Origin of the sequence: Amycolatopsis saalfeldensis (assembly GCF_900110575.1) — a bacterium.
In the GTDB taxonomy this organism is placed as follows: Bacteria; Actinomycetota; Actinomycetes; order Mycobacteriales; family Pseudonocardiaceae; genus Amycolatopsis; species Amycolatopsis saalfeldensis.
In genome coordinates this window covers 479,106-505,709 of the sequence record NZ_FOEF01000004.1, presented here as the reverse complement: position 1 = coordinate 505,709, position 26,604 = coordinate 479,106, and the positions used below count along the sequence as shown (strand labels likewise).

Sequence of the window (26,604 nt, the reverse complement as noted above, 5' to 3'; positions counted from 1 at the left end):
CCGGCGTTCCACCCCCCTCGAGCTGGAGGCAACGGTGCCTACACCACCGACCCCCGACGCGTCCGCGCCGAAGCGCGACAAGACGCGTTACCTTTACCTGGCCGTGATCGTCGCCGTGGTCCTCGGCGTCGCCGTCGGGCTGCTGGCGCCGGGCGTCGGCAAGCAGCTGGCCCCGCTGGGCACCGGCTTCGTCAACCTGATCAAGATGATGATCTCGCCGATCATCTTCTGCACCATCGTGCTCGGCATCGGCTCGGTCGCGAAGGCGGCGAAGGTCGGCAAGGTCGGCATCACCGCGCTGGTCTACTTCATCGTGATGTCGACGTTCGCGCTCGCCATCGGCCTGGTCGTGGGCAACCTGCTGCACCCGGGCGCCGGGCTGCACCTCAACCCCGCCGACGTGTCCAAGGTGCACGACCAGGCCAAGGGCGCCGAGAGCGGCGTCGACTTCGTGCTCGGCATCATCCCGACGAGCTTCGTCTCGGCGTTCACCGAGGGCCAGGTCCTGCAGACGCTGCTGATCGCGCTGCTGGCCGGGTTCGCGCTGCAGAAGCTCGGCCCCCGCGGCGAGCCGATCCTGCGCGGGATCGAGCACATCCAGCGGCTGGTGTTCCGCATCCTGTCGATGATCATGTGGGCGGCACCGGTCGGCGCGTTCGGCGCGATCGCCGCGGTGGTCGGCGCCACCGGCTGGGGCGCGCTGCGCAGCCTGCTGGTGATCATGCTCGGCTTCTACCTGACCTGCCTGGTGTTCGTGTTCGGCGTGCTCGGCGCGGTGCTGTGGCTCGGCGCGCGGGTGAACATCTTCCGGCTGCTCAAGTACCTGGGCCGCGAGTTCCTGCTGATCCTGTCGACGTCCTCTTCGGAGTCCGCGCTGCCGCGGCTCATCGCGAAGATGGAGCACCTCGGCGTCAGCAAGCCGGTCGTCGGCATCACGGTGCCCACCGGCTACTCGTTCAACCTCGACGGCACCGCGATCTACCTGACCATGGCGACGCTGTTCATCGCCACGGCGCAGGACGAACCGCTGGCGCTGGGCGAGCAGATCACCTTGCTGCTGTTCATGATCCTCGCGTCGAAGGGCGCGGCGGGCGTCAGCGGCGCCGGCATCGCCACCCTCGCCAGCGGCCTGCAGTCGCACCGGCCGGAACTGGTCGACGGCGTCGGGTTCATCCTCGGCATCGACCGGTTCATGTCCGAGGCCCGCGCGCTGACGAACTTCGCCGGCAACGCCGTCGCGACCGTCCTCATCGGATCGTGGATGAAGGAGTTCGACCGCGGCAAGTCGCAGCAGGTGTTCGCGGGCAACGCCCCGTTCGACGAAGCGACCCTGCTCGACGAGAAGCCGCCGCCCGCCGCCGAGGCGAAGCCCGAGCCGGTGGCCGCGGGCAGCTGACCCGTTCCGCGCCCGCCTGACCTGGCTTCGGCGGGCGCGAGACGCCGGTGTGCCGTGTTCCGTGAGCGTCCCCCGTGCTCACGGAACACGGCACACCTTCATTTCCGGGCCGGTGCGCAGCCGGCGTGCCCGTCGTAGGCCTCACGCGCGAGGGCGATCGCCTCGTGGTGCCGCTCGGCCCAGTCGACCACGCCCGACAGGCTGTCGTAGAGCTCGCGCGCCATCGGCGTCGCCTCGTACTCCACGCGTGGCGGCACGGTCGGGTACACGGTGCGCACCAGCAGCCCGTCGCGCTCCAGGTTCCGCAGCGTCAGCGTGAGCATGCGCCGGCTGATGCTGGGCATCGCGCGCTCCAGTTCGGTGAACCGGGCCGGGCCGCGGCTCGCCTCCAGCAGGATGCTGATCGCCCACTTGCCGCTGATCCGGTTGATCGCCTCGAGCACCGTGCAGACCGCGAGTTTCTCCGGGTCCGTGGCACCGGCCTGGTCGGTCACAGCGCTGTTCCTCTGGGACATGAAAGTGCCTCCTTACGCGCTCCCCGATGGTCACACATGATGGTCGCTGTAACAAGAGATGCCCTGAGCACGACCTGGGGAAACTCTTCGATGACCGTTCTGGGAGGACGCAAAATGCCGGAATCCGCCCGTTCCCGGGCCGTGGCGCTGGGAGTGCTGTGCGCCGCCTCGATGATGGTGGTGCTCGACAGCAGCATCGTCGCGGTGGCCCTGCCGTCTATCCAGGCCGAGCTGGACTTCTCCGCCGCGGGGCTGGCCTGGGTGGTGAACGCGTACCTCGTCGCGTTCGGCGGGCTGCTCCTGCTGTCCGGGCGGCTGGGCGACCTGGTGGGCCGGCGCCGCGTGTTCCTCGCCGGGCTGGTCCTGTTCACCGCGTCCTCGCTGGCCGCCGGACTCGCCACCGACGCCGGGGTGCTCGTCGCGGCGCGGTTCGCGCAAGGGGTCGGCGGCGCGCTCGCGTCGGCGGTGGTGCTGGGCATGATCGTGACGATGTACCCGCCGGGCCCGGCCCGGGCCCGCGCGATCGGGGTGTACAGCTTCACGCAGGCGGCGGGCGCGTCGATCGGCCTCGTCGCCGGCGGCGCGCTCACCCAGTCGCTGAACTGGCACTGGACCTTCTACGTCAACCTGCCCATCGGCGTCGCGGCGCTGGTGCTCACGCTGCTCGTGGTCGAGGCGGACCGCGGCACGGGGCTGCGCTCGGGCATCGACGCGCTCGGCGCGGTGCTCGTCACGGGCGGCGTGATGCTGCTGGTGTACGGCATCGCCGGAGCCGGCGACCACGGCTGGACGGCCGGGACGGTGCTGCCGCTCGCCACAGCCGCGGTGCTGCTGGCCGGGTTCGTGCTGCGCCAAGCCCGCGCGCGCACGCCCCTGCTGCCGTTGCGGCTGCTGCGGGTCCGCGCGGTGGCGGGCGCGAACCTGACCATGGTGCTGATGGTGGCCGGGTTCCTCGGCTTCCAGTTCGTCACCGCGTTGTACCTGCAGAAGGTGCTGGGCCTGGACGCGCTGAGCACCGGTGTCGCGTTCCTGCCGACACCGGTGGTGATCGCGCTGTGCTCGCTCTGGCTGTCCGACCGGCTCAGCGCGCGGTTTTCCCCGCGGGCAGTGCTGGTGGCCGGGCTGGTGGTGGTGATCGTCGCGTTCGGACTGCTGACCCAGGCGCCGGCTTCGGGCAGCTACTTCGTCCACGTGCTCCCGTCGCTGGTGCTGATGGGCGCCGGCGCGGGCACGGCGATCCCGGCGCTGATGGGACTCGCGATGTCGGCCGCCTCCCCGGCCGACTCGGGCGTCACGTCGGGTCTGATCAACACCACCCAGCAGGTCGGCGGGGCCGTCGGCACCGCGGTGCTGGCCACCGTCGCGGCTTCGCGCACCGCCGGGCTGGCGGACGTCGGGGCGCGAGAGGCTTTGGCGTCGGGGTATCGGCTCGCGTACGGGTTCAGCGCCGGGTTCGTGGTGCTCGCCGCCGTGGTGGCCGCGGTCGTGCTGGCCCGCCGTCCCCGCGCGGCCGAGGAGACGCCTGAGCTGTGCGTGGCGGGTCAGGCGAGGTAGGCGGCCAGGCCGCGGTGGCCCCGGCGCATCATCCACGCGTGGTTCGCGCGGAAGAACGGCCGGGCCACCACGTCCAGCTTGCGCAGCAACGGTTTCCGGGCCCGCACCTGCTGCGTGATCACCAGCCGGGTGCCCTCGCCGACCGGCTGCAGGTCACCGGAGAGGAAGCCCTCGAGGTCGCCGGTCAGCCGCACGCGGACGTGGCCCGCGCGCGGATCCTGCTGCTCCCGGTGCATGGCGATGACGAGCCGGTACGGCAGCCGTGAGCGGCAGACCAGCTCCGCGGTGTCGCCGTCGACCTGCCGCACCGACCGGACGTCGGCCCACCAGCGCGGGTAGGACTCCAGGTCGACCACGGCGTCGAAGACGCGGGACGCGGGCACGGCCGGGAGCCACCAGGTGCTCCGGAACCGGTACTCCGCGCCCACGCCCGCTCCTGCTCAGACCCGGGCCGAGACCAGGTCGCGGCCGTCGAGCGTGACGATGCCGACCGAGGCGACGTCCTCGGGCGCCACGACCGCCGAGCCGTCGAAGCCCGGCGAAGCCGCCTTCCCGGACACCTGCCAGCTGCCGGCCACCCACTGCTGGCCCGTCTTCGACGTGATCACGAGCTGGCACTTCTCGCCCGCGGGAATGCCCTTGAACGCCGCGTGCACCTTCACCCAGCCCGCCGCCGGGATCACCGACGCCGTCAGGCTCGCGCCCGTGGCGGCGTTCGTCGCGGCCACCTCGCGGGTGCCGGGCACCGGGGCCTGCGCCACGGGCGACGACGCCGGCGCGGTCTGCCTGCCGATCACCACCCCGCCGCCGAGGACGACCACCGCGATCACCGCGGCCGCCGCGAGGGTGAGCCCCCGGTGCGGCCCGTTCCGCCGTACGGCCGGTCCAGCCTCGACGCGGATCTGGCGCAAGGTCCGCTGGAGCAGCAGGTCGCCGGCATCGGGCGGGCCGTCGAGGAAAGCCTCCGGTGGCACCAGGTCGAGGGCTTCGCGCAGCGCGCCGAACTCGCGCAGTTCGCCACGGCACTGCTCGCACGTCGCCAGGTGCCGTTCGAACTCGTCGGTGTCGGCCGGGTCCAGCGCACCGAGGACGTAGGCGCCGAGCTGCGTGTGCTCCTGTTCGACCGCGCTCATCCTGCTGCCTCCGTTCCGGCACTCGCCATCGCCGCGCGCAACGCCCGCAGCGCGTAGTAGGTCCGGGACTTGACCGTCCCGGCGGCGATCCCCAGCACTTCGGCCGCCTCGGCGACCGACCTCCCGCGATAGTAGATCGCCACCAGCACATCACGGTGCTCCGGCGTCAGGTCTTCGAGCGCCTCGAGCACCGCCATCGAGTCGACGACCCGCTGCGCGTGGTCCCGCTGCACCGGCGGCGTGGCCAGCCCTTCCGGCTGCTCGGTCACCTCCTGCGGCCGCGACGCCCGTGCTCGCGCCCGGTCGGTGACCAGGTTCCGCGCCACCGTCAGCAACCACCCGCGGACCGAGCCGCGACCGTCCGCGGTCAGGTCGCCGGCATGCTTCCACGCCCGGATCAGCGTCTCCTGCACCACGTCCTCGGCGGCCGCGGGATCGCCCGTCAGCCGGGTCGCGTAGGCCAGCAGGCTCCGCCCGTGCTCGGTGTAGAGCCGCTCGACCAGCTCCTCACCCGCCTTGCGCCGGCCCCGCCCGCTCGCCGCCCTCGACCTCCTGGCGGCATCCCGAGTGGTCGAGGGCGATGCTGTACTCCGGGTCTGTGCGGTTCGGGTCTGTGCGGTTCGGGTCTGTGCGGTTCGGGTCTGTGCGGTTCGGGTCTGTGCGGTTCGGGTCTGTGCGGTTCGAGTCTCCGCGCCTGTGGCCTCCGCGCCTCGGGTCTCTGCCGTTCGAGTCTCCGCGCCTCGGGTCGCCGAGCTTCGGGTCGCCGAGCTTCGGACCATCGCTGCCCGAACCGCTTGGGCGCGGACCACCGCGCTCCGGACCGCTGCGTTTCGGACCGCAGTGCCCCGGACCGCTGCGCCCTGAGCCGTCACGCCCCGATCCGTCGAGCCGTGGACCGTCGCGGCCCCGGCCACGAAATCCTGTCGCCCCAGTGCCACCGCCGTGTTCACCCGGGAGCCGCCCCCTTTCGCTGTTCCGTGCCGGTGCGGATCCCCGGCACCTTCCACACGGATACCGGCGCCGAACGGTTCACCGGCGTGCTCCCGGTCACCGGAACGTGTCTTGTCGCTCACGGGGCGCGGTTCCTAAGCTGGCCCGGCACCGCCGCCGCCAGCACGTTCCGGAGGCCTGCCGTGCCCGAGAAGTCCCGCCGCCCGCCCCTCGCTCCGGCTATCTCGGTCCCGCCAGCCGCCTCGGTGCCGCCAGGCGCTTCGGTTCCGCCAGCCATCTCAGCGTTGCTGGTCATCGCGATCCCACCGGGCGCCTCAGCCCCGCCAGCCACCTCAGCACTGCCGGTCATCGCGATCCCACCGGGCGCCTCAGCCCCACCAGCCACCTCAGCACTGCCGGTCATCGCGATCCCGCCGGGCAGTCTGTTCGCGCGGGCCGCCTTGGTTCCCAAGCCCTGCTTGGGTTTGCCGGCGGCGCCGTTCAAACGAGCCGGCCTGGTTGCGCGGACCAGGCGGCTCGTGCTCACCGCCTTGGTCGCGTCGGCAGCCTTGCTCGCCGCCGCCTGCTCGTCACCCGCGCCGATGGCCACCCCGCCGATCGCCCAGCCCCCGGCCCTCACCGCGACGCTGACCTCGCCGACCGACATCGTCCTGCACTGGCCCGCAGCCGGCACTGGCGTCGCCGGCCACCTGCTCGAATACGCCAACGCCACGGACGGCCCGTGGACCACACTGCAGTTCCTGCCCCAGGACCAGACCAGCTACACCCACCCCGACCTGATCCCGGAGACGCCGTTCTACTACCGCGTCCGGCCGTTCTCCGGCCCGGTGTCAGCGGCAATCAACGTCGGCCCCACCGCCGCGAGCAGCGGCACCGCGCCCAGCCAGCCCTCCACCGCGGGCGCGCCCGCCCCAGTCCTGACTCCCGACGCACCCACCGACCTGCGCGCGACCCCGGGCGAGGACAGCAGTGTGGTGTTCACCTGGACCGACCACACCACCGGCGAAGCCGGTTTCCTGCTGGAACTCCGCAAGCCCGGCACGACCGGCTTCACCCCCGTCGAGGTGACGGACCCGGACACGACGACCTGCGCCCTGTCCCTGCTGCCCGGCGAGCAAGGCTCGGATTTCCGGGTTCGCGCCCTCGCTTACGGCCCGCTCTCCCCCGTCGTGCACCGCACCACCGGCAAGGGCTGATCGGCCGGCCCGCCGCGGAAGCCATCCCCGCCGGAAAAACGAAGCTGCAACGTACTCGGCGGCGGCTCTCGGCGGGAGCCGGCACCGAGCACGTCAGGACAGGTTCAGCGTCAGGCCGGGTTCAGCACCGTGCGGAGGTACTCGCCGGTGTAGCTCTCCGCGACCTCTGACAGGTACTCGGGCGTGCCCTCCGCGACGACCGTGCCACCGCCCGAGCCGCCTTCCGGGCCCATGTCGATGATCCAGTCGGAGGTCTTGATGACGTCGAGGTTGTGCTCGATCACGATCACCGTGTTCCCCTTGTCCACCAGCCCGTTGATCACGCCGATCAGCTTGCTGATGTCCTCGAAGTGCAGGCCGGTGGTCGGCTCGTCGAGGATGTAGACCGTCTTGCCGGTGGAGCGCTTCTGCAGCTCGCTCGCCAGCTTCACGCGCTGGGCCTCCCCGCCCGACAGAGTCGGCGCGGGCTGGCCCAGCCGCACGTAGCCGAGGCCGACGTCGACCAGGGTCTGCAGGTGCCGGTGGATCGCCTTGATCGGCTCGAAGAACCCGGCCGCCTCCTCGATCGGCATGTCCAGCACGTCGGAGACCGTCTTGCCCTTGTAGTGCACCTCGAGCGTCTCGCGGTTGTACCGCGCGCCCTTGCACACCTCGCAAGGGACGTAGACGTCCGGCAGGAAGTTCATCTCGATCTTGATCGTGCCGTCGCCGGCGCACGCCTCGCAGCGGCCGCCCTTGACGTTGAACGAGAACCGGCCCTGCTGGTAGCCGCGCACCTTCGCCTCGGTGGTGGCCGCGAACAGCTTGCGCACGTGGTCCCACACACCGGTGTAGGTGGCCGGGTTGGACCGCGGGGTCCGCCCGATCGGCGACTGGTCGACGCGCACCAGCTTGTCGACGTTGTTCAGCCCGTTGACCCGCGTGTGCCGCCCCGGCACCTGGCGCGCGCCGTTGAGCTTGTTCGCCAGTACCTGCGCCAGGATGTCGTTGACCAGCGTGGACTTGCCCGAGCCGGACACGCCGGTGACCGACACCAGGCAGCCCAGCGGGAACGACACGTCCAGCCCGCGCAGGTTGTGCTCCCGCGCGCCCACGACCGTCAGCTGCCGCTTCTTGTCGATCGGCCGCCGCAGGGCGGGCACCTCGATCCGGCGCTGTCCCGAGAGGTACGCCCCGGTGATCGACTCCTTGTTCTTCAGCATCTTCTTGTACGGTCCACTGTGGACGATGTGGCCGCCGTGCTCGCCCGCGCCCGGACCGATGTCGACCACCCAGTCGCTGGAGCGGATGGTGTCCTCGTCGTGCTCGACCACGATCAGCGTGTTGCCGAGGTTGCGCAGCCGGGTCAGCGTCTCGATCAGCCGGTGGTTGTCGCGCTGGTGCAGGCCGATCGACGGCTCGTCCAGCACGTACAGCACGCCCACCAGCCCGGAGCCGATCTGCGTGGCGAGCCGGATGCGCTGCGCCTCGCCGCCGGACAGCGTGCCCGACGCGCGGTCGAGCGAGAGGTAGGTGAGCCCGACGTCGAGCAGGAACCGCAGCCGCGCCTGGATCTCCTTGAGCACGGCGCCGGCGATCATCGCCTCGCGCGGGCCGAGCACCAGCTCGTCGAGGAACCGCGAAGCCTCGTCGATCGACAGCGCGCAGACCTCGGCGATCGAACGCTCGCCCTGGGTGCCGTGCTCCAGCGTGACGGCCAGGATCTCGGGCTTGAGCCGGGTGCCCTGGCAGGTCGGGCACGGCACCTCGCGCATGTAGCCCTCGTACCGCTCGCGCATGAACTCGGACTCGGTCTGCTCCTGGCGCCGCTCGAGGAACGGGATGACGCCCTCGAACGCCGCGTAGTACGAGCGCTGGCGGCCGTAGCGGTTGCGGTAACGGACGTGCACCTGCTCGTCGACGCCGTGCAGCACCGCCTTCTGCACCCGCGCCGGCAGCTTGCGCCACGGCGTGTCCATGCGGAAGCCGACGGCCTCCGACAGCGACTCGAGCAGCCGGATGAAGTAGTCGGCGCTCTGGCCGCCCGCCCACGGCGCGATGGCGCCCTCGCCCAGCGACAGCTCGTCGTCGGGCACCACCAGCTCCGGGTCGACCTCCTTGCGGATGCCGATGCCGGTGCACTCCGGGCACGCGCCGTACGGCGAGTTGAAGGAGAACGAGCGCGGCTCGAGGTCCTCGATCGCCAGCGGGTGCCCGTTGGGGCAGGCCAGGTTCTCGGAGAACCCGCGCACGCGGTGCGCGTCGTTCTCCGGCAGGTCGACGAACTCCAGCTCGACCAGGCCGTCGGCCAGCCGCAGCGCGGTCTCCACCGAATCGGTGAGCCGCTGCCGCGAGCTGGTCTTGACGCTCAGCCGGTCGATCACCACGCCGATCTGGTGCTTCTCCTGCTTCTTCAGCTTCGGCGGGTCGGTGAGCGGGTGCACCGTGCCGTCGACGACCACGCGCGCGTAGCCCTGCTGCTGCAGGTTCTGGAACAGGTCGAGGTACTCGCCCTTGCGCCCGCGCACCACCGGCGCGAGCACCTGGAAGCGGGTGCCCTCGTCCATCTCGAGCACCTGGTCCACGATCTGCTGCGGCGTCTGCTTGCTGATCAGCTCGCCGCACTTGGGGCAGTGCGCCTTGCCCGCGCGGGCGTAGAGCAGCCGCAGGTAGTCGTAGACCTCGGTGATCGTGCCCACCGTGGAGCGCGGGTTGCGCGAGGTGGACTTCTGGTCGATCGACACCGCGGGCGAGAGGCCCTCGATGAAGTCGACGTCGGGCTTGTCCATCTGCCCGAGGAACTGCCGGGCGTACGCCGACAGCGACTCGACGTAACGCCGCTGGCCCTCGGCGAAGATGGTGTCGAAGGCGAGGCTCGACTTGCCCGACCCGGACAGGCCCGTGAACACGATCAGGCTGTCGCGGGGCAGGTCGAGATCCACGCCGCGGAGGTTGTGCTCGCGGGCACCGCGAACAACGAGGCGATCAGCCACGCCCACGTCCCTTCAGTTTCATTCTCAGCTGCGGAGGCCGGCCCGGTGGAAGTCCTGCACGAGCGGCCGCGTCCATGCTAGGACGGACCACCGACAAAAACGGGCTCCACTGTCTCGACCTGCGGTTTTCCGGCTTCCCAGCGGCTGCCGGGATGCCGGCGCCGAGGTCCGGCCAGGCAGCGGCCCGGTTCCCGGTGCACCAGCTGGAGACCATACGAGACCCTGCCTGGCCCGGTGACCGCCGGGGCAACCCGTGGGGAGGCACGGGAACCCCGCGTCGTGCGGGAAATCAAGTCCGACACCAGAGTACCGATCGCGGCGAGCGACTGCCGGTACGAGTGGCAGCACCCCGGGCGAGGCAGATCACCACACGATCGGTGCGACTTGGCCGCCGCGGCGGTACCGCCAGTGGTCATCACGAGCCGACGTGTGCGGGTGGAAGCGACGGCGCCACCCCGGCTACCGTGTGCTCTCGTGAACATCGTCGACTCTTACACCGGGCACGTCGAACCGGGCGGCGACGCCGCGCGACGCACGCTGGACGCGCTGACCATCACGAAGCTTTCGGTCGGGCCGATGGACAACAACGCGTACTTGCTCGTCTGCCGCGCCGAGAACGAAGCCCTGCTCATCGACGCGGCGAACGACCCGGAGCGCATCTCGGACCTGATCGGGCACGGCCCGGATCGCCCGGCGCTGCGCACCGTCGTGACGACCCACCAGCACCAGGACCACTGGCAGGCCCTGGGCGCGGTGGCGGGCGCGAACGGCGCGAACACCGCGGCGCACCCCCTGGACGCCGAGCCGCTGCCGATCCCCCCGGACTTCCTGGTGGAGCACGGCGACACGTTGAAGGTGGGCCAGGTCACGCTGGAGGTAATCCACCTGCGCGGCCACACCCCCGGCTCGATCGCCCTCCTCTACCGCGACCCGACCGGCCACCCCCACCTCTTCACGGGCGACTCGCTCTTCCCGGGCGGCATCGGCCGGACCACGTCCCCGGAGGACTTCAAGTCCCTGCTGGACGACGTCTCCGCGCGAATCTTCGACGAACTGCCGGACGACACGTGGTTCTACCCGGGCCACGGGGACGACTCGACGCTGTGGGCCGAGCGTCCGAAACTGCCGGAGTGGCGCGAGCGCGGCTGGTGAGCTGAGCCCTACAGCCGAGCCCGGTCGAGAACCTCCTCCGGTGTGAGCGGGCTGCGCGGGTGGTGGCTGAGGCAGAGCGGGGTCAGCACCTTCTGCATGCTGAAATTCTCCGCGGTGACGTAGAACTCGCCCGATGACAGCCGGCCGAGGTCGTGGAGGTCGCGTCCCTTGCTCCGGGCCATTTCCTTCGTCGCCTCCAGGTGTGCGGGCGAGTTCTGCCGGCCGAAGAACTGCGTTGTCGCGTTGCCGGCGACCCGGTTGTGCACGGCTTTCGGCGCCTGGGTGGCGAGAATCAGACCCAGACCGTACTTCCGCGCTTGCGACGCCAGCCGGATGCTGCTCTCGGTGCTGGGCGTCTTGCCCGCGGACGGGGCGAGGTCCTGCGCCTCGTCCATCACGAGCAGTCCGCCCAGCGGGCGGTCGCCGGCCGGATGCCGTTTGATCCACGCGAACAGCTCCAGCTGCAGCCGGTTGACGAAGACCTGACGCTCCTGCAGCGAGGAGAGCGCGTCGAGATTGACCACCGATATGCGGGCCTTCTTCCCAGCAGACGGTGTCAGCAGCGACCCGGGATCGACTGGATCGCTCGTGCCGTCCAGCGAGGGATCGTTCACCTGAGCAGCCCGCAGGGTGTTCGCCAGATCGGACGCGATCGCCGCAGCACGGTCCTGCTTGCTCACGCCGTCCGGCAGATCGGCGAGGACGGAGATGAACGCGTTCAGGTCCCGGCCCCCGGTTTCGCCGTAGTACCGCAAGGATTCGTTGAGTACCGCACGGCTCCGGGTCATCGGCGCCGAGGTTCCGTCCACCCGCGCACTCCGGGCCAGCAGGCTGACTCCCTCGCGGATCGCGAAGTCGAACTCGTCGACGTCGTCTCGCACCTCACCGAAATCGGGCAGCGGCGGGAAAGCCAGCGGCCGGCCGGTTCGCTTGCCCGGGGTCCACACGATCACCTCGGTGTCGTCGAGGTATCGCCGCGCCTTCTCGACATCCCCCTGGTGCCAGCTTTCCGGCGTCTGGGGCCACGCGTCGCCGAGACGGGTCAGGTCGTTGTTCGGGTCGAGCACGATCGAGGAAACACCGAGCAGCGCGCACTCTTCGACAATCCGGCGAATCAGCACCGTCTTGCCCGTACCGGAGCCCGCGAAGATCATCACGTGCTTCCGAAGCGATTCGAGCGGGATGCCGACCACGGCCTGATCGGCCACGAGCCTTCCCACCGGCACCATGGGCACGCCGTCGTCAGGCTCGGCCGCTGTTTCCGGCGGTTCGGCCGGAGCGGCGTCGAATGCCGTGTGCTCCGGCTTCGGCGTCTCCGGCAGGACAGTCGAGAACAGCTCGGTGCCGGCCGCCGGGCGTCTCGCCGCGAGCCAGTCATACAGGCCGGGCTTCTTCTCCTCCAGCATCACGCGCAATGCCGAGAAGACCCGTAGGTCAAGCTCCGTCAGGGGCACCGACAGGCCACCGCTTTCACGGAGCAGCTTGAGGTGATCTTGAGTAGCCGCGCCCCGTGACCACGGGATGTTGCGCACGAGCACCAACTTGCGGTTCGACCCGAGCTGGATCCCGGACTCCTTGATCGCCTTCTTCAGCCGGCTGACCGCCGCTATCGGGCTGTTGCCGGCGATCGCGCGGAACGACCAATGTTCCTCGGCCTCCTTCTCCGCGTCGATCGTCAAGCGGAGCCGGGCATGCAGAACCGCGGGCTGCGCCGTGGAGGCCGGGTCGACCGACCACTCCTTTTCCGAACCACGCTCCAACGTCCACGCGGTCAGCCCGGCCGAAAGCAGGCCCGGCATCAGCCGGTCCTCCATCGTCGCGTTGAGCGGATCAGTCACGTCGGCGCTCCGCCTCAGCTCTTCGAACCGGTTGTCGAAGGGTGTCAGGTCGGCTGCGGCAGGCACGGACAGCTCGCCGGAAAGGAAACCCCGGTCCGGTGGGCTCTCGACCGCGGCCTCGGCGAAAGCGGCCAGGTCGTGGATCTCCCCACTCCGCAGGCAGAATTCGACGTGCTGGTCGATGCGGTTCAAGATCTGGCGCGGGGTGTACTGCTGGACATCGGCGAAGGCCGACTCCCCCACCGGCCAGGTTTCATGGGGCGGGACGAAGCCGATCCGGGAGAATGTGTGAGCCAGCCGCGAGACGACGAGCTGCCGCCCGGTCCGGCGGTCGGGAATGCGGGAAAGCGGCTGTGACGGGAAGAACCGGTCCTTTACCGTGTCGGGGGCCTTGTCCCTGATGGTGTCCCAGATAGTCGGCAGGCAGGCGACGATCGTGAGCGTGCGACGGGTCTCCTCGCGCAACTGCATGAGGCCGTTCGCGATCTCGCCGATCATCACGTCGACGGCCCCTTGCCTCCGGGATTTCTCCAGGCCGGCCGTCTCCTTGTCCGACATGGCGACGAGCGTGTCGATCTGGTCGACCGCGATGACGCTCGGTCCGGTGAGCGCGAGCAGCTTCGACACTTCGGACACCACTTGCTGCGGGGTCGGCGGACGGGCACGGAAGCCCCACCGCGTCCGTTCCTCGGTGGCGAGTTCGGCAGGCGAGGTCAGGTAGTCCCGGCCGATGGTGTTGAGCGCCGGGTGTGCGCAACCGAACAGCGCGAGTGCCCGGAACGTGTCCTGGCAATCCATCATCACCCGCCGGTCGAACCGCCGTAACGCGATGATGAGCTCGTCGAGGTTCCTCGGCTCCAGCCGCTCTTCCCCGAGGAGCGGGGCGATCAGCTGGGGCGGCAACCCGGCCCTGGTGACCAGCCGGTTGAGGAAGGTGCCCAGCTGGCTTTGCCCCTCTTCGCCGTCTTGGTTCAGCCCCTGCTGCAGCGCGTCGACGATGGTCGACCAGAAATCGTCACTGCTGCCGAGATTACTCAGGAAGAAGTAGCCTCCGCTCGTCCGCAGCTGCTGACGGATCCAGCCGAGCAAATGGGTCTTCCCCGCCCCTTTGCGGCCTTGGAGGACCACACCGATCGGGCTCCGGCCGTTTCCGTCCCTGGCGTCGCGGACGCCCTTGAGGATCATCGCCTGCGCGTCGGCGTTCAGCGACCCGACGTGGACCGGCGGGTCGGTCCACACATCCTCCTGGGTGAGGGTCGTCTCGAAGTGCAGTTCCTTCAGGGCGTCCCGCTGCTCCGGGTCCATCATTCCGCCATCGCGATCAGGTGGTTGTCCTCACCGCCGATTCGGACCGCGGCCGCGCGATCGGCAGCGGTGAGGGTCTTCTGGTTGGACTCCGGCATGAGCGTGACGTTCTTGGTGCCGTCGAGGGTGATCAGCGCCTGGTCGACTTCCTCACGCGGGGCGTCGCCCAGCATGGAGCGCAGGTCGGTCAGGCTCACCCAGGCGCTCGGCTCGGCGGCCAGCTCGTGGTACTCCTTGCGGATCCGTTCTGCGAGGTCGACGAACACCTCGGTCACGGTGATCTTCCGGCGCTCGAAGAACTTCTCCAACCGGGAGAAGACCAGATAGACGACTCGCTCGAGCGGCCTGGCGTCTTCCGCGGCGCTCTGGGAAAACTCGTCTTGGCACCACCGCCAGCCACGATCGGTGAGGCTGTGGCGGAAGGCGGGCCCGACCTTCACGCTGTCCACCAGTTGCTGATCGTTCAGGCCGCGACGATCCGCGCCGACCAGGGTGAGACCGCAGAGCTCGCGAAGCTCCGGGTTCGTCACGTCACGAGCCAGTGCCATCAGTGCGAACAGCACTTCACGCTGTGACAGCTTCAGCTTGCCCTCCGGCATTACGCCACTCCTTCTGTCCGTGTCGATGTCGAAGTACGGGTCAGTCGAGTACGTCGAAGCCCGTCGCGTCGGCGACGCGCAATTCGGTTCTTCTGGGGTGGATGGTCACGTCCCCCGCAAGGCGGACGCGACGCTCCTGGCGGTGGGCCGCGAGAGCGGCCTCGTAGACAGCTCGATCGGGCAGCTGCACATGGAGCACTCGCCGCGAGGTGCCGGTCAGCGGTGAGTCGGCCCGGACGTCGATCGTCCACTGATCGCCGTCCGGCTGGTCGCGGTGCAGGGTCTCGATCAGGCCTGTCGCAGTGATGACATGCCGGGCAAGCCCGATGTCCGAGGCCGACGCTGTGCTCTGGCGGAGCACAGCCGAGGATTCGGCGTGCCGGAGCTTTTCAGCGGTCGCTCGGAAGCGGGGTCCCGAGTCTTCCTCGAACCGGTACGTGGCCGCCGGCATGTCCGACGGCAACCGGCGTGACCAGCCGAAACCGATCTCGAACGGGCGCTCGCCGGACTCGTCGGCCAGGCCGGCCAGCGCGTCGCACAGAGCCGGCGACAGCGGGCCCGGTAAGGGCTCCTTCCGGCCGCTCAGAAACGACACCGCGCTGTGCAGCTCGCGGGTCACGAGCCGACCCAGTGGCGGCCTCGGACCTTCCGGCCCGTCGAGCGGCACCTGCACCGGGATGATGTAGCTGCCGGGGCGGCCCGCGCCGATCTGGATCCCGGCCATGAACCCGTCGACGTCCTCCGCGGTCCCGTCCCCGAAAGCCGCCGGGTTTCGCCTGAACACGGCGCGCGTGGCCTCCAAGAAGGTTTCGCCGAGACCGGCGAGGACACCAAGCGTCTGCCTCAAGCTAGCGAACCCTGAGGCCCGCCCGGGCGGGAAGATCGTGAGCTGCTGGGTGTCGGCCGGGGCGGAGCCGATGTCCTGCGCGATCTCGCCCGGTGCCCGGTCCTCGACCGCGGCCAGCACGTCCAGGATCTCGCGCACACGGAGGTCGCCGTCGCCCATGCCGTCGCGGGCGGGGACCAGGACGTCGGCGCCTTCGCGCGTCCAGATCGACGCGCCGCGCCACTGGAGGGGACGGCGCTGCCAGCCGGTTTCCCGCAGGTAGTCCGCGATGGCCGAGACGCCGAGGTCGCCTGTCATGCGACGCTTCCGTCCTGCGGCCGCACCGAGCAGACCAGCGCGCGCAGGCTGCGGACGGTCAGCACGTTCGCGACCGGCACCCGCACGGACCGGTGGCGCTCGGGACTGGGCTCGTCGACGGGGGCCTCGTCGCGGCCCGACCAGTAGTAGGCCAGATGCCGGAAGAGCATTCCGTCCGTGCGGAATTCAGCGTACTCGCCGATTTCCTGTGGAACCCTGACCAGCAGCAGATACCGCGGGATGGTGAAGTCGTCGCCCGCGATGCGGTTGAATTGCACCTCTGTGATTCCGGTGAAGTCCCATTCCGCTGCGGATGGCGCTTCGCGCGGGTCCGGCCACGCCCGAATCTGCACTTCGATACCCGGCGAAGCGACGCCGTTCACGCGGCCGGGGAAACGAATCCCGAGATCGATTCCGTCGCGCTCGAGGCTGTACGCGCGCACGAACAAGCCCGCCGCGGAGGCGAGCGTGCGGACGTAGTCCTCACCGAAATTACCGTGGCGAACCAAGGTTTCCAGCACACAACCTCCCCCGGCTGTGATCATGAAGAGCGGCGGGGGAGAGCTTACGCGGAAGCATATTCGCTGTCAGCGGATGAAACCCGGATGGACCACCGGCGGCAACGATCGAGAAACGAAACCATTCGACGAACCAGGCCCCGATGACGGGTACTGATTCCCTGACACAAACGCGACAGAAACCGGAAACGCGCAGGTCCGCCGGGCCGCGTCAGCCACGCGCGCCACCCGGCGGAATGATCGACTTCACCGTCCCGCGTTTAAACGACAGGAATTGTCCCGTCAAGGCACGGCCGGGCAATGGCACAATCGGCGGCTTCAGCCGCGTTCGTACGGCACCTTCTCCCCCGCCTCCACCGCCAGCGGCAGGCGGTTGCCCTCGGGCGGGAGCGGGCAGGTGGCGAAGTCCGTGAAGGCACAGGGCAGGTTGACGGCGCGGTTGAAGTCCAGCGTGACCGTGCCGTCGGCGGACGGGGCGGCGACCGGGAGCGAGCGGTTGGCCGCGTACGTCGTGACGCCGCTGGTGGCATCGGTGAAGAGGATGTTGAGGCCGCCGTTCTTGCCGTTGAACGCGGTGAGCGTGTGCTCCTCGCCGCCGAGTTCGAAGCGGACCAGGCCGGGCGCGGTGTAGACGTGGCTGAGCCCTTCGACGACGGCGCCGACTGTCGTGGGCCGCGGCGAGTCGAACGGCTCGAACCGCGCCGTCACGGACCACGCCGGGTCCGGGCCGTAGGACGGGACGCCGTGGAACGCCTGGAGCACCGGCGCCTTCGGGTCGTGCACCCGGATCAGGTACCCGGACCGGCGCGCGATCTCGATCTCGAGGTCGCCGGCCGTCACGCGGGTGCCGGCGCCGCTGTTGACCAGCTCGAACCGGCGCACCGCGGTGATCGGCTCGCCGTCGTGGACGAGCTCGCCGCCGTCCGGGTCGACGTACGCGGCGTCCGCGTCCTGCCACCAGCGGCCGGGCAGCCCGGCGTACGCGCGCGGGGCGTTCTCCAGCCAGTCGAGCGAAACGAGCGCCAGCCACCCGTACGGATCGGCGAGGTCGGTTTCGCGCCCGGTCTTCCAGTCCTGCCACTCGCGGGCGAAGTCCACGGTCATCACGTGCCCCTTTCGTCGGCCCTGCTGTCAGGGGGAACGTCCGGGAGACAGGGGCATTCCCGTTCCCAGCATGCGGGCACGTGGCTCGTAACGGGCGGTGCCGGGCGGGCGACTACCTGGCGCTACCAGGAGGTCGACGATGTGGTCGCTGTTCACCAAGAGGGCACCGGCGGTCGCGCTGACCGCGCCGCCGCGGAACGCGCCGGATTACCTGCCGTTGCCGGACGACGGACGGTTCCCGGTCGCCGGGGAATCGCACTACCAGCCTGCCCTGTTCGCCGCCGCGCGCGGCCAGGTCGCGGGTCAGGAGTTCGACGAGCATCTCCCCGTGACGGCAGCGCTCACGCCCGAGCCCGAAAACGAATGGGACCATCACGCCGTACGCGTCGACGTCTTGATCGACGGGAAGCCGTTCAGAGTCGGCTACCTGCCACGGGAACTCGCGGCCGAGTATCAGCCTTCGCTGCTCGCGCTGGGGGAACGCGGTTTCGTGGGCACCTGCGCCGCGCGGATCACCGGCGGCGGCGAGAGGTTCTACGGCATCTACCTGCACCTCTCCCGGCCGCGTGACCTGCAGGTCGCGCTCGGGCTCGCGGAGCCGTTCGTCGCCCGCCGGGTGGAGGGAGCGGTGCTGCTGCGCAACGATTGGTCGTGCAGGGTGACCCAAGAGCACGCGCACCAGGACGTGCTGGCGCGCTACGCGCCGGCTCCCGGGGGCGAGCCGCGGGCCGTGATCGCGTCGCTTTCCTTCTGTCGCATCGGAAGCGGGAAGTACCGCGGGCAGGAGGCGATCGAGGTCCGGCTGGACGGGGCGCGGGTCGGCGAGCTGACGCACGCGATGTCCCAGCGGTACGGCGACCGGGTGCGGGCGCTGACCGGCCAGGGACTCTCGGTCACGTGTGCAGCGTTCACGATCAGGACCGCGAAAGGCGTCGAGGTCGAATTGCGGATGCCGCCGGGCCGGTGAACTGACCGCGTGCGGCCGAGCCTCCGTGGCCTCCGCGGGCCGGATCGGTAGGGTCGCCGCGTGGCGGAGGACAACGAACAGGCAGTGGAGATCTACACCGACGGCGCCTGCAGCGGCAATCCCGGGCCCGGCGGCTGGGGCGCGTACCTGCGGTACGGCCGGCACGAGCGCGAGCTGTACGGCGGCGAGACCACGGTGACCACCAACAACCGCATGGAGCTGATGGCGCCGATCCGCGCGCTGGAGAGCCTCAAGCGGCCGTCGGTGGTGCGGATCTACACCGACAGCACCTACGTGCGCAACGGCATCACGCAATGGGTGGCCCGCTGGAAGAAGAACGGCTGGCAGACCCAGGCCAAGCAGCCCGTGAAGAACGCCGACCTCTGGCAGCGCCTCGAGTCCGCGGGCGAGCGGCACCAGGTCGAGTGGCTGTGGGTCAAGGGGCACGCGGGCCTGCCGGAGAACGAGAAGGCGGACCAGCTCGCCGTGCGCGGCGCGAAGGAAGCCGCCGAGTCCGGGGTACGGCGCGCCCGGGCGTGACCATGGCCGGACCGGAATGCGGTTTGACCGGCCAGGCGTAGGGCACGCACGTCACGCTCGCGTTCTGGCGCGGGCAACTGTTCGGCGTTCGAACCCGGCTCGCGCGAGACGGCAGCGATCCCGCGCGGTTCGCCACCTGGGTCGCCCGTGTGCGGGAGCTGGAGACACAATCGGTCGGGTGAGCACCTCCTGCCCCTGCGGCCTCGGCGAGCCGTACGACCTCTGCTGCGGCCGGTTCCACGACGGAAGCCGGACCGCCCCCACCGCCGAGCTGCTGATGCGTTCGCGGTACTGCGCGTTCGCCGTCGGGGATCCCGCGTACCTGCTCGGAACCTGGCACCCGACGACCCGGCCGAAGCGGCTGCGGCTGGACGACGATCGGGTGTGGACCGGGCTGGAGATCATCGGCCGCACCGGCGGCGGGCTGCTGCAGAACGAGGGCACGGTCGAGTTCCGCGCACACTACCGTCTCCAAGGCCGGTCCGACGCGCAGCACGAGAACAGCCGCTTCGTCCGCGAAGCAGGTCGCTGGTTCTACCTCGACGCGCGCTGAAAGCGTGCTGAACAAAGCGGCGATGGGGAAACTGACCCGCCGCGCCCGGGCCAAGGCGGACTACCTGACCTTCGTCGGCTCCGGTGAGTGACCGGTCGCCGTGTCCGCGATCGGCGTTGTCCCAGCGCGTTCGGCGTGGTGCTTTCGATCGTCGCGCTGGCGCTGGGAATCGTGACGCTCGTGCGTGACGTCCGGCCGGTTACGAGTTCACCGCCATCGACACGGCGCTGAGCGAGGAGACCTTCGGCATCACCGTCACCGACGGAGCCCTACCGGCTGCCGCCGAAGCTCAAGGCCACCGCGCCGCACGTTCTCTCGCTGCGCGCCCGCGGGCGCCTGTTGTTCAACGGCCCGATCGTCGGCATGCGCAGCGAACCATTGCCCGTCACGGGCGCGCGCCCGGCGCCGATCGAGTTGCACTGCGCCCGATTCTTCGACGCCGTCTGCTCCAACGAACTCGCCTCGCTGCGGATCACCAGGACCGGCACCGGTGAGGAGTACGACCTGCGCCGCGAAGAACTGGCGGGCTCGGCTCGGCGCGCTGCGTACGCTGGCCGGCGTCTCGACGATCGCCTTCACCACCGACGGCAAACTCGTCGCCGTCCGGCAGTCGGCGCGAAACTCGGTCAGCGGGCTGCTGCTCGCGCCGTCGGGCAGCGGTTCGCTGGAGCCCCGCGACCTGCGCACAGCCGATGGCGGCGAGCGACGGCTCTTGCACACCGCCGTCGGCGCGGGCATGGAACGCGAGCTGCGCGAGGAGTCCGGCGTCCACGCCGATGAGATCACCTCGCCTCACCGGCTTCGCGCGTTGGATAAAGCGCGGCGCCAAACCGGAATTCTTCGGTGTCACCACGCTGTCGGTCGACAGCGCCACGCTGGCCGCCCGCCGTCCACGCGGCGCGGCTGTACAGCGCAGGCGTGACGATGCTCGACCTCGCCGTGATCGGCCGTGAGCTCGCAGCCGGGACTGCGCTGCCCGCGCGGCTGCGCGACGACGGATCCCTCCCGTTGCTGCTCTGTCTCCGCGCCGCGGCGCTCGCCCAGGTCAGGCGCTCAGGCGAAAAGCCCGTTGATCGACGCTGCCGGTGACCGTCATTTCCTCATCGAATCGACCTCACTCCCACAACAGCCGCTGTTCGCGATCCGGGTCCGGCACGGTCCGGGTGACGTCGTCGAACAGCCGGGTCATCCGCCGGTCCGGCTCGTACGGTGGCCAGCCGGGGTCGCCGGTGGTGACGAAGGCGTGCCAGGCCTCGAACATCTCCTCCGCGACCGCCTGGAGGCGCGCGGGGTCCGGCTTCTTCGCGGCGAACAGGAAACGCCAGTTCCGGTTGGCCACGTCGTCGAACATCAGCAGCAGGTCGAGGCCGTGCGGGGCGCCGAGGCCGTGGCCGCGCGGGGCGATCCGCCAGTCCAGCCGGTACATCCAGGCCGCGCCGCCCGCCGCGTGCTGGGTCTCGGCCAGGCGGATCGCGGGCAGCCACCAGTCGCCCGCGGTCAGGGCGCGGTTGCGGAGCTGGTCCTCGGGCCAGTCCGGCAGCAGCGCGCGGTACGCGGCGGTCATCCGCTCGATCGCGGCGGCGTCGAGCATCGTGGAGCCTGCGCCGAGCAGGTTCGCGCCACCGCTTTGCAGCCAGGAGAACAGGTCCTGCTCGTCGGCCGTGGTGCCGGCCAGCACCCGGACCTCCCGCGCCGCTCCCCCGGCGACCGCCTCCCCCGGCCGCTCCGGCACCAGCGAGCCGTCGACCACCACGCGATAGGTCACCAATGTGCCCGACGCGGCCGCGACCCGTTGCTGCGCCTCGAGAATCCGCTCCACCGGCAAGGTCGCGAGCGCTTCGGCCGGCACGTCGAGGTCCGCCAGCACGGCCGAAGCCACCGCGGCGCCCTCGGCCGGCGTGTGCACCACGGACCCGACGCCGGTGCCGCTCTGCACGATCGCCTGCCGGAACAGCCCGCGGGCCGCGGGCACGGCGAGCAGCGTGCCGACGGTCCGGCCGCCGTTCGACTGCCCCGCGAGCGTGACCCGCGCCGGATCGCCGCCGAACGCCGCGACGTTGTCCCGCACCCACTCCAGCGCCAGCACCTGGTCCCGCAGCGACAGGTTCCCGTCGGACACCCCCGGCAGGTGCAGCAGGCCGAGCACGCCCAGCCGATACGCCACGGTCACCACCACGACCCCGCGCCGCGCGTACGCCGACGGGTCGAACTGGTGCGGCGCGCCCATCACCCCGCCCCCGCCGTGGATCCACACCAGCACCGGGTGCGGCCCGGGCTCAGCCGGCGCGTACACGTTCAGGTACAAGCAGTCTTCGTCTCCGGTGAAGCCGCGCCCGGTCAGCTCGGGCTGCGGCGCCCGCGCGGCGAACCTCGTGGCGTCGCGGACGCCCGCCCATGGCGGTGCCGGGCGGGGCGCGCGGAAGCGCAGCCCGCCCACCGGTGGCTCGGCATACGGCACACCGAGCCACACCGCGATCCCCTCTGGGGTCTCCCCTCGCACGGCCCCGCCGCGCACCTCGACTGTCTTCACGCGGCCAGCCTAACGATCACCACCGACAATTCCGGGGCTCCCGTGAGCGCGGCCGCGGGGTCCCGGGTGATGATTACCCCGTGGAGTTCGCGGCAGGGTTGGTAGGGCTGGTCGTGACGGTCCTCCTCGTCACGGCGATCGCGCGGCGGCTGGACTGGTCGGCGCCCCTGTGCCTGGTGGCGGTGGGGGTCGCCGCCTCGTACGTGCCGGGGGTGCCGGAGTTCCAGCTCGACCCCGAAGTCGTGCTGCTCGGGCTGCTGCCGCCGCTGCTGTACTCGGCCTCCATCCAGACCTCGCTGATCGCGTTCCGCAAGCTGCGCGGGCCGATCGCGCTGCTGTCGGTGGGACTGGTCGTGTTCACCACGTTCGGCGTCGGGCTGGCCGCCGGGGCCGTGGTCCCCGGGCTGCCGCTGGCCGCCGGCATCGCGCTGGGCGCGGTGGTGGCGCCGCCGGACGCGGTGGCCGCGAGCGTCGTCGCCCGGCGCGTCGGCATGCCGCGCAAGCTGGTGCGGCTGCTGGAGGGCGAGAGCCTGTTCAACGACGCGGCCGCGCTGGTCGCCCTGCGCACGGCCATCGCGGCCATCGCCGGCTCGGTCACGCTGTGGCAGGTCGGGCTCGACTTCCTGCTCGCGGCCGTCGGCGGCGCCGTGGTGGGCGGCGTGATCGGCGTGGTGGCGTCGTGGGTGCGGGCGCGGATGGACGACCCGGTCAGCGACACGGCGCTCTCGTTCGCGGTGCCCTTCGTCGCCTATCTGGCGGCCGAGGCGGCGCACGGCTCGGGGGTGCTGGCGGTGGTCGTCGCCGGGCTGATCCTGGGCCACCGTTCGCCGCGGATCCTGTCCGGCTCGTCGCGGCTGGCGAGCAGGCTCAACTGGCAGACGGTGCAGTTCCTGCTGGAGAACATGGTCTTCCTGCTGATCGGCCTGCAGCTGCGCCGGATCCTCGCCGAAGTGGCGAAGAGCGGGCTGTCGTTCGCGGAGCTCGTGGGCATCTGCGCGGCGGTGCTGGGCGCGACGATCGTGACGCGGGTGCTGTGGATGATCGGCATCGGCCTGTCCAAGCGGCTGAGCCACCGGCTGCACTCCGCGCGGGCGAAGATCTGGCCGTGGCGCTACTCGGCGGTGATCGCGTGGGCCGGCATGCGCGGGGTGGTGACGCTGGCCGCCGCGTTCGTGCTGCCCGCCGACACCCCGCAGCGCGCGGTCCTCGTCCTGGCGGCGTTCGTGGTGGTCGCCGGGACCCTGCTGGTGCAGGGCATGTCGCTGCCCCTGCTGATCCGGCGGCTGCGGCTGCCCCGGCCGGACCCGGCGGAGGACGCGCTGCAGGAGGCGGCCGTGCTCAACGACATGACCCGCGTGGCGCTGGCCCGGCTGGAGGAGCTGCGCACGCCCGACGACCCGCCCGAGGTGATCCAGCGGCTCCAGGACCGCCTGCAGTACCGCGCCGACTCGGCCTGGGAGCAGCTCGGACGGCAGAGCACGCTCGCGGAGACGCCCAGCGACGCCTACCGCCGGCTGCGCGTGCAGCTGCTGGAGGTGGAGCGTGCGCAGTTCCTGAGCGCCCGCGACAACGGGACCGCCGACGACGACGTGTTGCGGCGGGTACTGGCCCGGCTCGACATCGAGGAATCGATGCTCGACCGCGATGAGGAGGAACCGCTGGTGGACGAACGTGAGCTGAGCACCCCGGCCGCGACCGCCGGCTCGTGCAAGCACCTTTCGCACGACTGGAAGACGGTCGAGCCGAGTTCCGCCGACAGCTGCGCGGCGTGCATCGCGGAGGGCACGACCTGGGTGCACCTGCGGATGTGCGTGAAATGCGGCAACGTCGCCTGCTGCGACTCCTCACCGCGCAAGCACGCGACCCAGCACTTCCACGACAGCAGGCACCCGGTGATGCGCAGCTACGAGCCGGGCGAGACCTGGCGCTGGTGTTTCGTGGACCTGCAACTGGGCTGAACTAGGGTCGGGGCCATGAGCACGCCCGAGCAGGAAGTCGAATACCGCCAGTTCCGGTTCCGCCCGTCGCCCGGAGCCACCGAGATCTTCCTGGTACGCCACGGGGAATCCATGCCGGCGCGGGCCGGCGCGCCGTTCGACCTCGTCGACGGCCAGGCCGACCCCGACCTCGCGCCCGAGGGCCGGGACCACGCGACCCGGGTGGGCGCCCGGCTGGCGGGCGAGCGGATCGACGCGCTGTATGTGACCACGCTGCGCCGCACCGTCCAGACGGCGGCGCCGCTGGCGGAGAAGCTCGGCCTGACGCCGTCGGTCGAGCCGGACCTGCGCGAGGTCCACCTCGGCGACTGGGAGAACGGCCTCTTCCGCCGGCACACCACCGACGGCCACCCCATCGTCGACCGGCTGTGGGCCGAGCAGCGCTGGGACGTCATCCCCGGTGCGGAATCCGACGAGGTGTTCGGCGCGCGCGTGCGCGCCGGGCTGCTGCGGATCGCCGCGGCGAACCCGGACCGGCGCGTCGCGGTCTTCACCCACGGCGGCGTGATCGGCGAGGTGTTCGCGCAGGCGAGCCGAGCCGTCGACCGGTTCACCTTCCTCAACGCGGACAACGGGTCGGTCTCGCACCTGGTGATCGACGGAGACCGGTGGATCGTGCGGCGCTTCAACGACACCTCGCACCTGGAAGCCCCGCTGGGCTAACGCCGGGAGAACCACCGCGCCCGGGCCGGCCGCTCGTCGCGGAGGATCCACCCGGCCGCGACGAGCTGGACGGTCGCCAGCACCGCCACCGCCTCGGCGGCGAGCAGGCCGAGCAGCACCAGCACCTGCGTCGTGCCGGCCTGCAATGGGCTCGCGCCGCCCAGCAGGACGCCGACGTACGCGCCGGGCAGGGTGACCAGGCCGACGGTGCGCGTCTGGTCCAGCGCGGGGATCAGCGCCTGCCCGGCGGACGGGCGGCAGATCTCCAGCGCGGCCGCCCGGGGCAGGAAACCCAGTGCCAGCGCGGCTTCGTACTCGCCGTGCCGCTGCTTGAGTTCGTCGAGGGCGCGCCGGGCGGCCTGCGAAGTGGCGGTCATGGTCCCGCCGATCACGATGCCCGCGACCGGCACGACGGCGATCGGCTGCGGCGGGACGACGCCGGAGCCCAGCACCAGCGCGAGCACCGGGGCCACCCCGGACGCGATGGCGGCCGCCACCCACGGCAGCGCTTTGCGCGGCACCCCGATCCGCGACGCCGACGTGTACACCGCGATCGAGTACATGAGCAGGATGAACAGCCCGGTGAGCCAGCCCGAGCGCAGGATCACCGTGATCACCAGCGAGACGAGCGCGAGCTGCGCGACGGCCCGGACCGCGGCGATCAGCACCGCCCGCCCCTGCCCCAGTTCGCCGAAGCGCACGACGGCGGCCCCGGCCAGTGCGAGCACGGCCAGCACCACCAGCAGCGCTGGCCCGAATCCGATCGCGGCGTTCACCCGGGTGATCCTGCCCGAGCCGCGCGGACCGCGGCGTTCAGGCCCTGGCCGGTCCGGGCTTGCGCGGTGCAGCTGGGCTGGCGGCCCTCTTCCGAAACGGGCGGGCTCGCGCCGTTCACACCCCCGGCGGCACGGCGCGAGCCCGGCTCAGGCGGTGCAGCTGAGCTGGCGGCCCTCCCCCGAAACGGACTTCTCGGCGACGAGCACCCCGTCCACGACGATGCGGCAGGTCAGCTCGCCCGGCCCGGTGTTCTGCGCGGCCAGGCTGGAGAACTGGACCTGGCCGGCCGGGCCGGTGCGGGTGGCCGTGAACGACCACGGCGTGATGACCGCGGCCAGCTGCTCGAGGTCCGCGCCGGTGGCGACGTAGGTGAGGTTCCGGGCGCCCCCGGCCGGGCCGAGGAGCTGGTAGACGACGGTGTGGGTGGCCGGCTGGACCACGGGCTCGGCCTTGGCGATGCCGACGACCGGGGTGGCCGGGCCCTCGTCGGCCGCGGGCGCGGCCTTCGGCATGACGTACGAGGCCACGACGAACGCCACCGCGATCACGCCGATCACGACCACGACGCTGCCGGACGGCCGGAAGCGGCTCGGACCCGGACGCCCCGGCGCGGGCTCCGGAGGGGTCGCGGCGGGAACACTCATGGAGAGGTCTTCTCTCGTTCGAGCGCACTTCCATCGAGTACGACGTCTACTTCTCGTCCGGACGTCACGCGGTGTTAGCCGAGTCGGGAAAGTTACCGGAACTTCACCCTTTCGGGTGCCCCCATGAGTCACAGACCCACGGTCCACCACGCACGATGCCGATAACGGTGTCGTGATGCCCGGTCACGGAGCGTCAGTCGACCAGTCCGGCGTCGGCGAGCATCCGCAGGACGCGCTGTCCCGCGGGCGGGCACGCGGCCGCGAGCACACTTTCACCCCAATGACGCACGGAACCGGGTCTGCGCAGGTCAGCAACCTGGCCCCCTTTTCGCGGGTAGGTCCCGCGCCGCCAGGGTCCCCTCGCGTTGACCCGGACGAGAGTTGAAAGGGGCCCCGCCCCGGACCCTGCACCCGCTGCGACCGACCAGCCACAGTGGCCGACCACCACCCCGAAACCCGGCGAGACTTCATCGCCCTCGGCGCGCCCGACCCCGATGCCTGGCACCGACTCCGTGCAAGACCTGCCACGACCGGCACAACGCACGGCGACTGGAAC

24 protein-coding genes and 1 pseudogene are annotated in these 26,604 nt (G+C 71.0%); 11 read left to right on the top strand and 14 right to left on the bottom strand.

Annotation, left to right across the window (positions count from 1 at the left end; translation table 11 throughout):
* Window positions 1-34 precede the first annotated feature (34 nt).
* The gene (locus BMY97_RS13125; RefSeq protein WP_091617031.1) at window positions 35-1,396 is read left to right on the top strand and encodes a cation:dicarboxylate symporter family transporter; all 1,362 of its coding nucleotides are present in this window, start codon (window positions 35-37) and stop codon (window positions 1,394-1,396) included.
* Window positions 1,397-1,494: 98 nt separating this feature from the next.
* Here the strand turns inward: BMY97_RS13125 and BMY97_RS13120 are convergent, their stop codons facing one another.
* Window positions 1,495-1,911 carry a winged helix-turn-helix transcriptional regulator gene (locus tag BMY97_RS13120; RefSeq protein ID WP_091617030.1) on the bottom strand — a complete coding sequence of 139 codons (417 nt, stop codon included), beginning with the start codon at window positions 1,909-1,911 and terminating at the stop codon, window positions 1,495-1,497.
* Window positions 1,912-2,025: 114 nt separating this feature from the next.
* Here BMY97_RS13120 and BMY97_RS13115 point away from each other — a divergent pair, with 114 nt between their 5' ends.
* The gene (locus tag BMY97_RS13115) at window positions 2,026-3,465 is read left to right on the top strand and encodes a DHA2 family efflux MFS transporter permease subunit (protein ID WP_091617029.1); all 1,440 of its coding nucleotides are present in this window, start codon (window positions 2,026-2,028) and stop codon (window positions 3,463-3,465) included.
* Here the strand turns inward: BMY97_RS13115 and BMY97_RS13110 are convergent.
* The 3 genes and pseudogenes from BMY97_RS13110 to BMY97_RS48380 form a co-directional block, all read right to left on the bottom strand.
* Entirely contained in the window at window positions 3,453-3,893 is a 441-nt protein-coding gene (locus BMY97_RS13110) for an SRPBCC family protein (RefSeq protein ID WP_091617028.1), read from the bottom strand. The two genes, BMY97_RS13115 and BMY97_RS13110, sit on opposite strands and share 13 nt — an antisense overlap.
* A gap of 12 nt (window positions 3,894-3,905) precedes the next feature.
* Window positions 3,906-4,598, bottom strand: coding sequence for an anti-sigma factor family protein (locus BMY97_RS13105; RefSeq protein ID WP_091617027.1), 693 nt, complete (start codon window positions 4,596-4,598; stop codon window positions 3,906-3,908).
* Window positions 4,595-5,128: pseudogene (locus tag BMY97_RS48380) on the bottom strand (sigma-70 family RNA polymerase sigma factor); the annotation flags it as partial. The gene BMY97_RS13105 and the pseudogene BMY97_RS48380, both read right to left, overlap by 4 nt.
* A 939-nt stretch (window positions 5,129-6,067) precedes the next feature.
* Here BMY97_RS48380 and BMY97_RS13090 point away from each other — a divergent pair.
* Window positions 6,068-6,745, top strand: coding sequence for a fibronectin type III domain-containing protein (locus BMY97_RS13090; protein ID WP_091617025.1), 678 nt, complete (start codon window positions 6,068-6,070; stop codon window positions 6,743-6,745).
* 110 nt (window positions 6,746-6,855) lie between these two features.
* Here the strand turns inward: BMY97_RS13090 and uvrA are convergent, their stop codons facing one another.
* Window positions 6,856-9,717 (bottom strand): excinuclease ABC subunit UvrA, encoded by a 2,862-nt coding sequence (gene uvrA, locus BMY97_RS13085; protein WP_091617127.1) that lies wholly within the window; start codon window positions 9,715-9,717, stop codon window positions 6,856-6,858.
* 474 nt (window positions 9,718-10,191) lie between these two features.
* Between uvrA and BMY97_RS13080 the strand changes: the two genes are divergently transcribed.
* Window positions 10,192-10,869 carry an MBL fold metallo-hydrolase gene (locus tag BMY97_RS13080; protein ID WP_091617024.1) on the top strand — a complete coding sequence of 226 codons (678 nt, stop codon included), beginning with the start codon at window positions 10,192-10,194 and terminating at the stop codon, window positions 10,867-10,869.
* A gap of 8 nt (window positions 10,870-10,877) precedes the next feature.
* On the opposite strand, the gene BMY97_RS13075 is transcribed toward BMY97_RS13080, so the two are convergent.
* From BMY97_RS13075 to BMY97_RS13055, 5 genes are all read right to left on the bottom strand, one after another.
* On the bottom strand, window positions 10,878-14,015 hold the full coding sequence (locus BMY97_RS13075) for an ATP-binding protein (protein WP_245787293.1): 3,138 nt from the start codon (window positions 14,013-14,015) through the stop codon (window positions 10,878-10,880).
* Window positions 14,012-14,611 carry a hypothetical protein gene (locus BMY97_RS13070; protein ID WP_091617022.1) on the bottom strand — a complete coding sequence of 200 codons (600 nt, stop codon included), beginning with the start codon at window positions 14,609-14,611 and terminating at the stop codon, window positions 14,012-14,014. The genes BMY97_RS13075 and BMY97_RS13070 overlap by 4 nt, the downstream gene beginning before the upstream one ends.
* 40 nt (window positions 14,612-14,651) lie before the next feature.
* The gene (locus BMY97_RS13065) at window positions 14,652-15,755 is read right to left on the bottom strand and encodes a hypothetical protein (RefSeq protein ID WP_091617021.1); all 1,104 of its coding nucleotides are present in this window, start codon (window positions 15,753-15,755) and stop codon (window positions 14,652-14,654) included.
* Window positions 15,752-16,276 carry a DUF4365 domain-containing protein gene (locus BMY97_RS13060; RefSeq protein WP_218156774.1) on the bottom strand — a complete coding sequence of 175 codons (525 nt, stop codon included), beginning with the start codon at window positions 16,274-16,276 and terminating at the stop codon, window positions 15,752-15,754. The genes BMY97_RS13065 and BMY97_RS13060 overlap by 4 nt, the downstream gene beginning before the upstream one ends.
* Window positions 16,277-16,591: 315 nt before the next feature.
* Complete coding sequence (locus tag BMY97_RS13055) at window positions 16,592-17,377, bottom strand: DUF1684 domain-containing protein (protein WP_091617019.1); 786 nt, start codon at window positions 17,375-17,377, stop codon at window positions 16,592-16,594.
* Between the two features lie 139 nt (window positions 17,378-17,516).
* Here BMY97_RS13055 and BMY97_RS13050 point away from each other — a divergent pair, with 139 nt between their 5' ends.
* From BMY97_RS13050 to BMY97_RS13040, 3 genes are all read left to right on the top strand, one after another.
* The gene (locus tag BMY97_RS13050; protein ID WP_091617018.1) at window positions 17,517-18,344 is read left to right on the top strand and encodes an HIRAN domain-containing protein; all 828 of its coding nucleotides are present in this window, start codon (window positions 17,517-17,519) and stop codon (window positions 18,342-18,344) included.
* Window positions 18,345-18,404: 60 nt separating this feature from the next.
* On the top strand, window positions 18,405-18,884 hold the full coding sequence (gene rnhA / locus BMY97_RS13045; RefSeq protein ID WP_091617017.1) for a ribonuclease HI: 480 nt from the start codon (window positions 18,405-18,407) through the stop codon (window positions 18,882-18,884).
* 178 nt (window positions 18,885-19,062) lie between these two features.
* Window positions 19,063-19,437, top strand: a complete 375-nt coding sequence (locus BMY97_RS13040) for a YchJ family protein (protein WP_091617016.1) — start codon at window positions 19,063-19,065, stop codon at window positions 19,435-19,437.
* A 269-nt stretch (window positions 19,438-19,706) separates the two neighbouring features.
* On the opposite strand, the gene BMY97_RS48375 is transcribed toward BMY97_RS13040, so the two are convergent.
* A complete protein-coding gene (locus BMY97_RS48375; RefSeq protein ID WP_245787292.1) occupies window positions 19,707-19,925 on the bottom strand; it encodes a hypothetical protein in 219 nt (72 codons plus the stop codon).
* 2 nt (window positions 19,926-19,927) lie between these two features.
* Between BMY97_RS48375 and BMY97_RS48370 the strand changes: the two genes are divergently transcribed.
* Window positions 19,928-20,359, top strand: coding sequence for an NUDIX hydrolase (locus BMY97_RS48370; protein WP_245787291.1), 432 nt, complete (start codon window positions 19,928-19,930; stop codon window positions 20,357-20,359).
* Complete coding sequence (locus BMY97_RS48365; RefSeq protein ID WP_245787290.1) at window positions 20,356-20,526, top strand: hypothetical protein; 171 nt, start codon at window positions 20,356-20,358, stop codon at window positions 20,524-20,526. The genes BMY97_RS48370 and BMY97_RS48365 overlap by 4 nt, the downstream gene beginning before the upstream one ends.
* A 25-nt stretch (window positions 20,527-20,551) precedes the next feature.
* On the opposite strand, the gene BMY97_RS13030 is transcribed toward BMY97_RS48365, so the two are convergent.
* Window positions 20,552-21,967: a carboxylesterase/lipase family protein gene (locus BMY97_RS13030; protein ID WP_091617015.1), complete on the bottom strand. Its 1,416-nt coding sequence runs from the start codon at window positions 21,965-21,967 to the stop codon at window positions 20,552-20,554.
* Between the two features lie 80 nt (window positions 21,968-22,047).
* On the opposite strand from BMY97_RS13030, the gene BMY97_RS13025 reads away from it, so the two are divergent.
* Window positions 22,048-23,925 carry a Na+/H+ antiporter gene (locus BMY97_RS13025; protein ID WP_091617014.1) on the top strand — a complete coding sequence of 626 codons (1,878 nt, stop codon included), beginning with the start codon at window positions 22,048-22,050 and terminating at the stop codon, window positions 23,923-23,925.
* Window positions 23,926-23,940: 15 nt separating this feature from the next.
* A complete protein-coding gene (locus tag BMY97_RS13020; RefSeq protein ID WP_091617013.1) occupies window positions 23,941-24,627 on the top strand; it encodes a histidine phosphatase family protein in 687 nt (228 codons plus the stop codon).
* On the opposite strand, the gene BMY97_RS13015 is transcribed toward BMY97_RS13020, so the two are convergent.
* Together BMY97_RS13015 and BMY97_RS13010 are read right to left on the bottom strand one after the other, a co-directional pair.
* Window positions 24,624-25,403: an ABC transporter permease gene (locus BMY97_RS13015; protein ID WP_091617012.1), complete on the bottom strand. Its 780-nt coding sequence runs from the start codon at window positions 25,401-25,403 to the stop codon at window positions 24,624-24,626. The genes BMY97_RS13020 and BMY97_RS13015 overlap by 4 nt on opposite strands.
* Before the next feature lie 147 nt (window positions 25,404-25,550).
* Window positions 25,551-26,048, bottom strand: coding sequence for an MmpS family transport accessory protein (locus BMY97_RS13010; RefSeq protein ID WP_091617011.1), 498 nt, complete (start codon window positions 26,046-26,048; stop codon window positions 25,551-25,553).
* Between the last annotated feature and the right edge of the window lie 556 nt (window positions 26,049-26,604).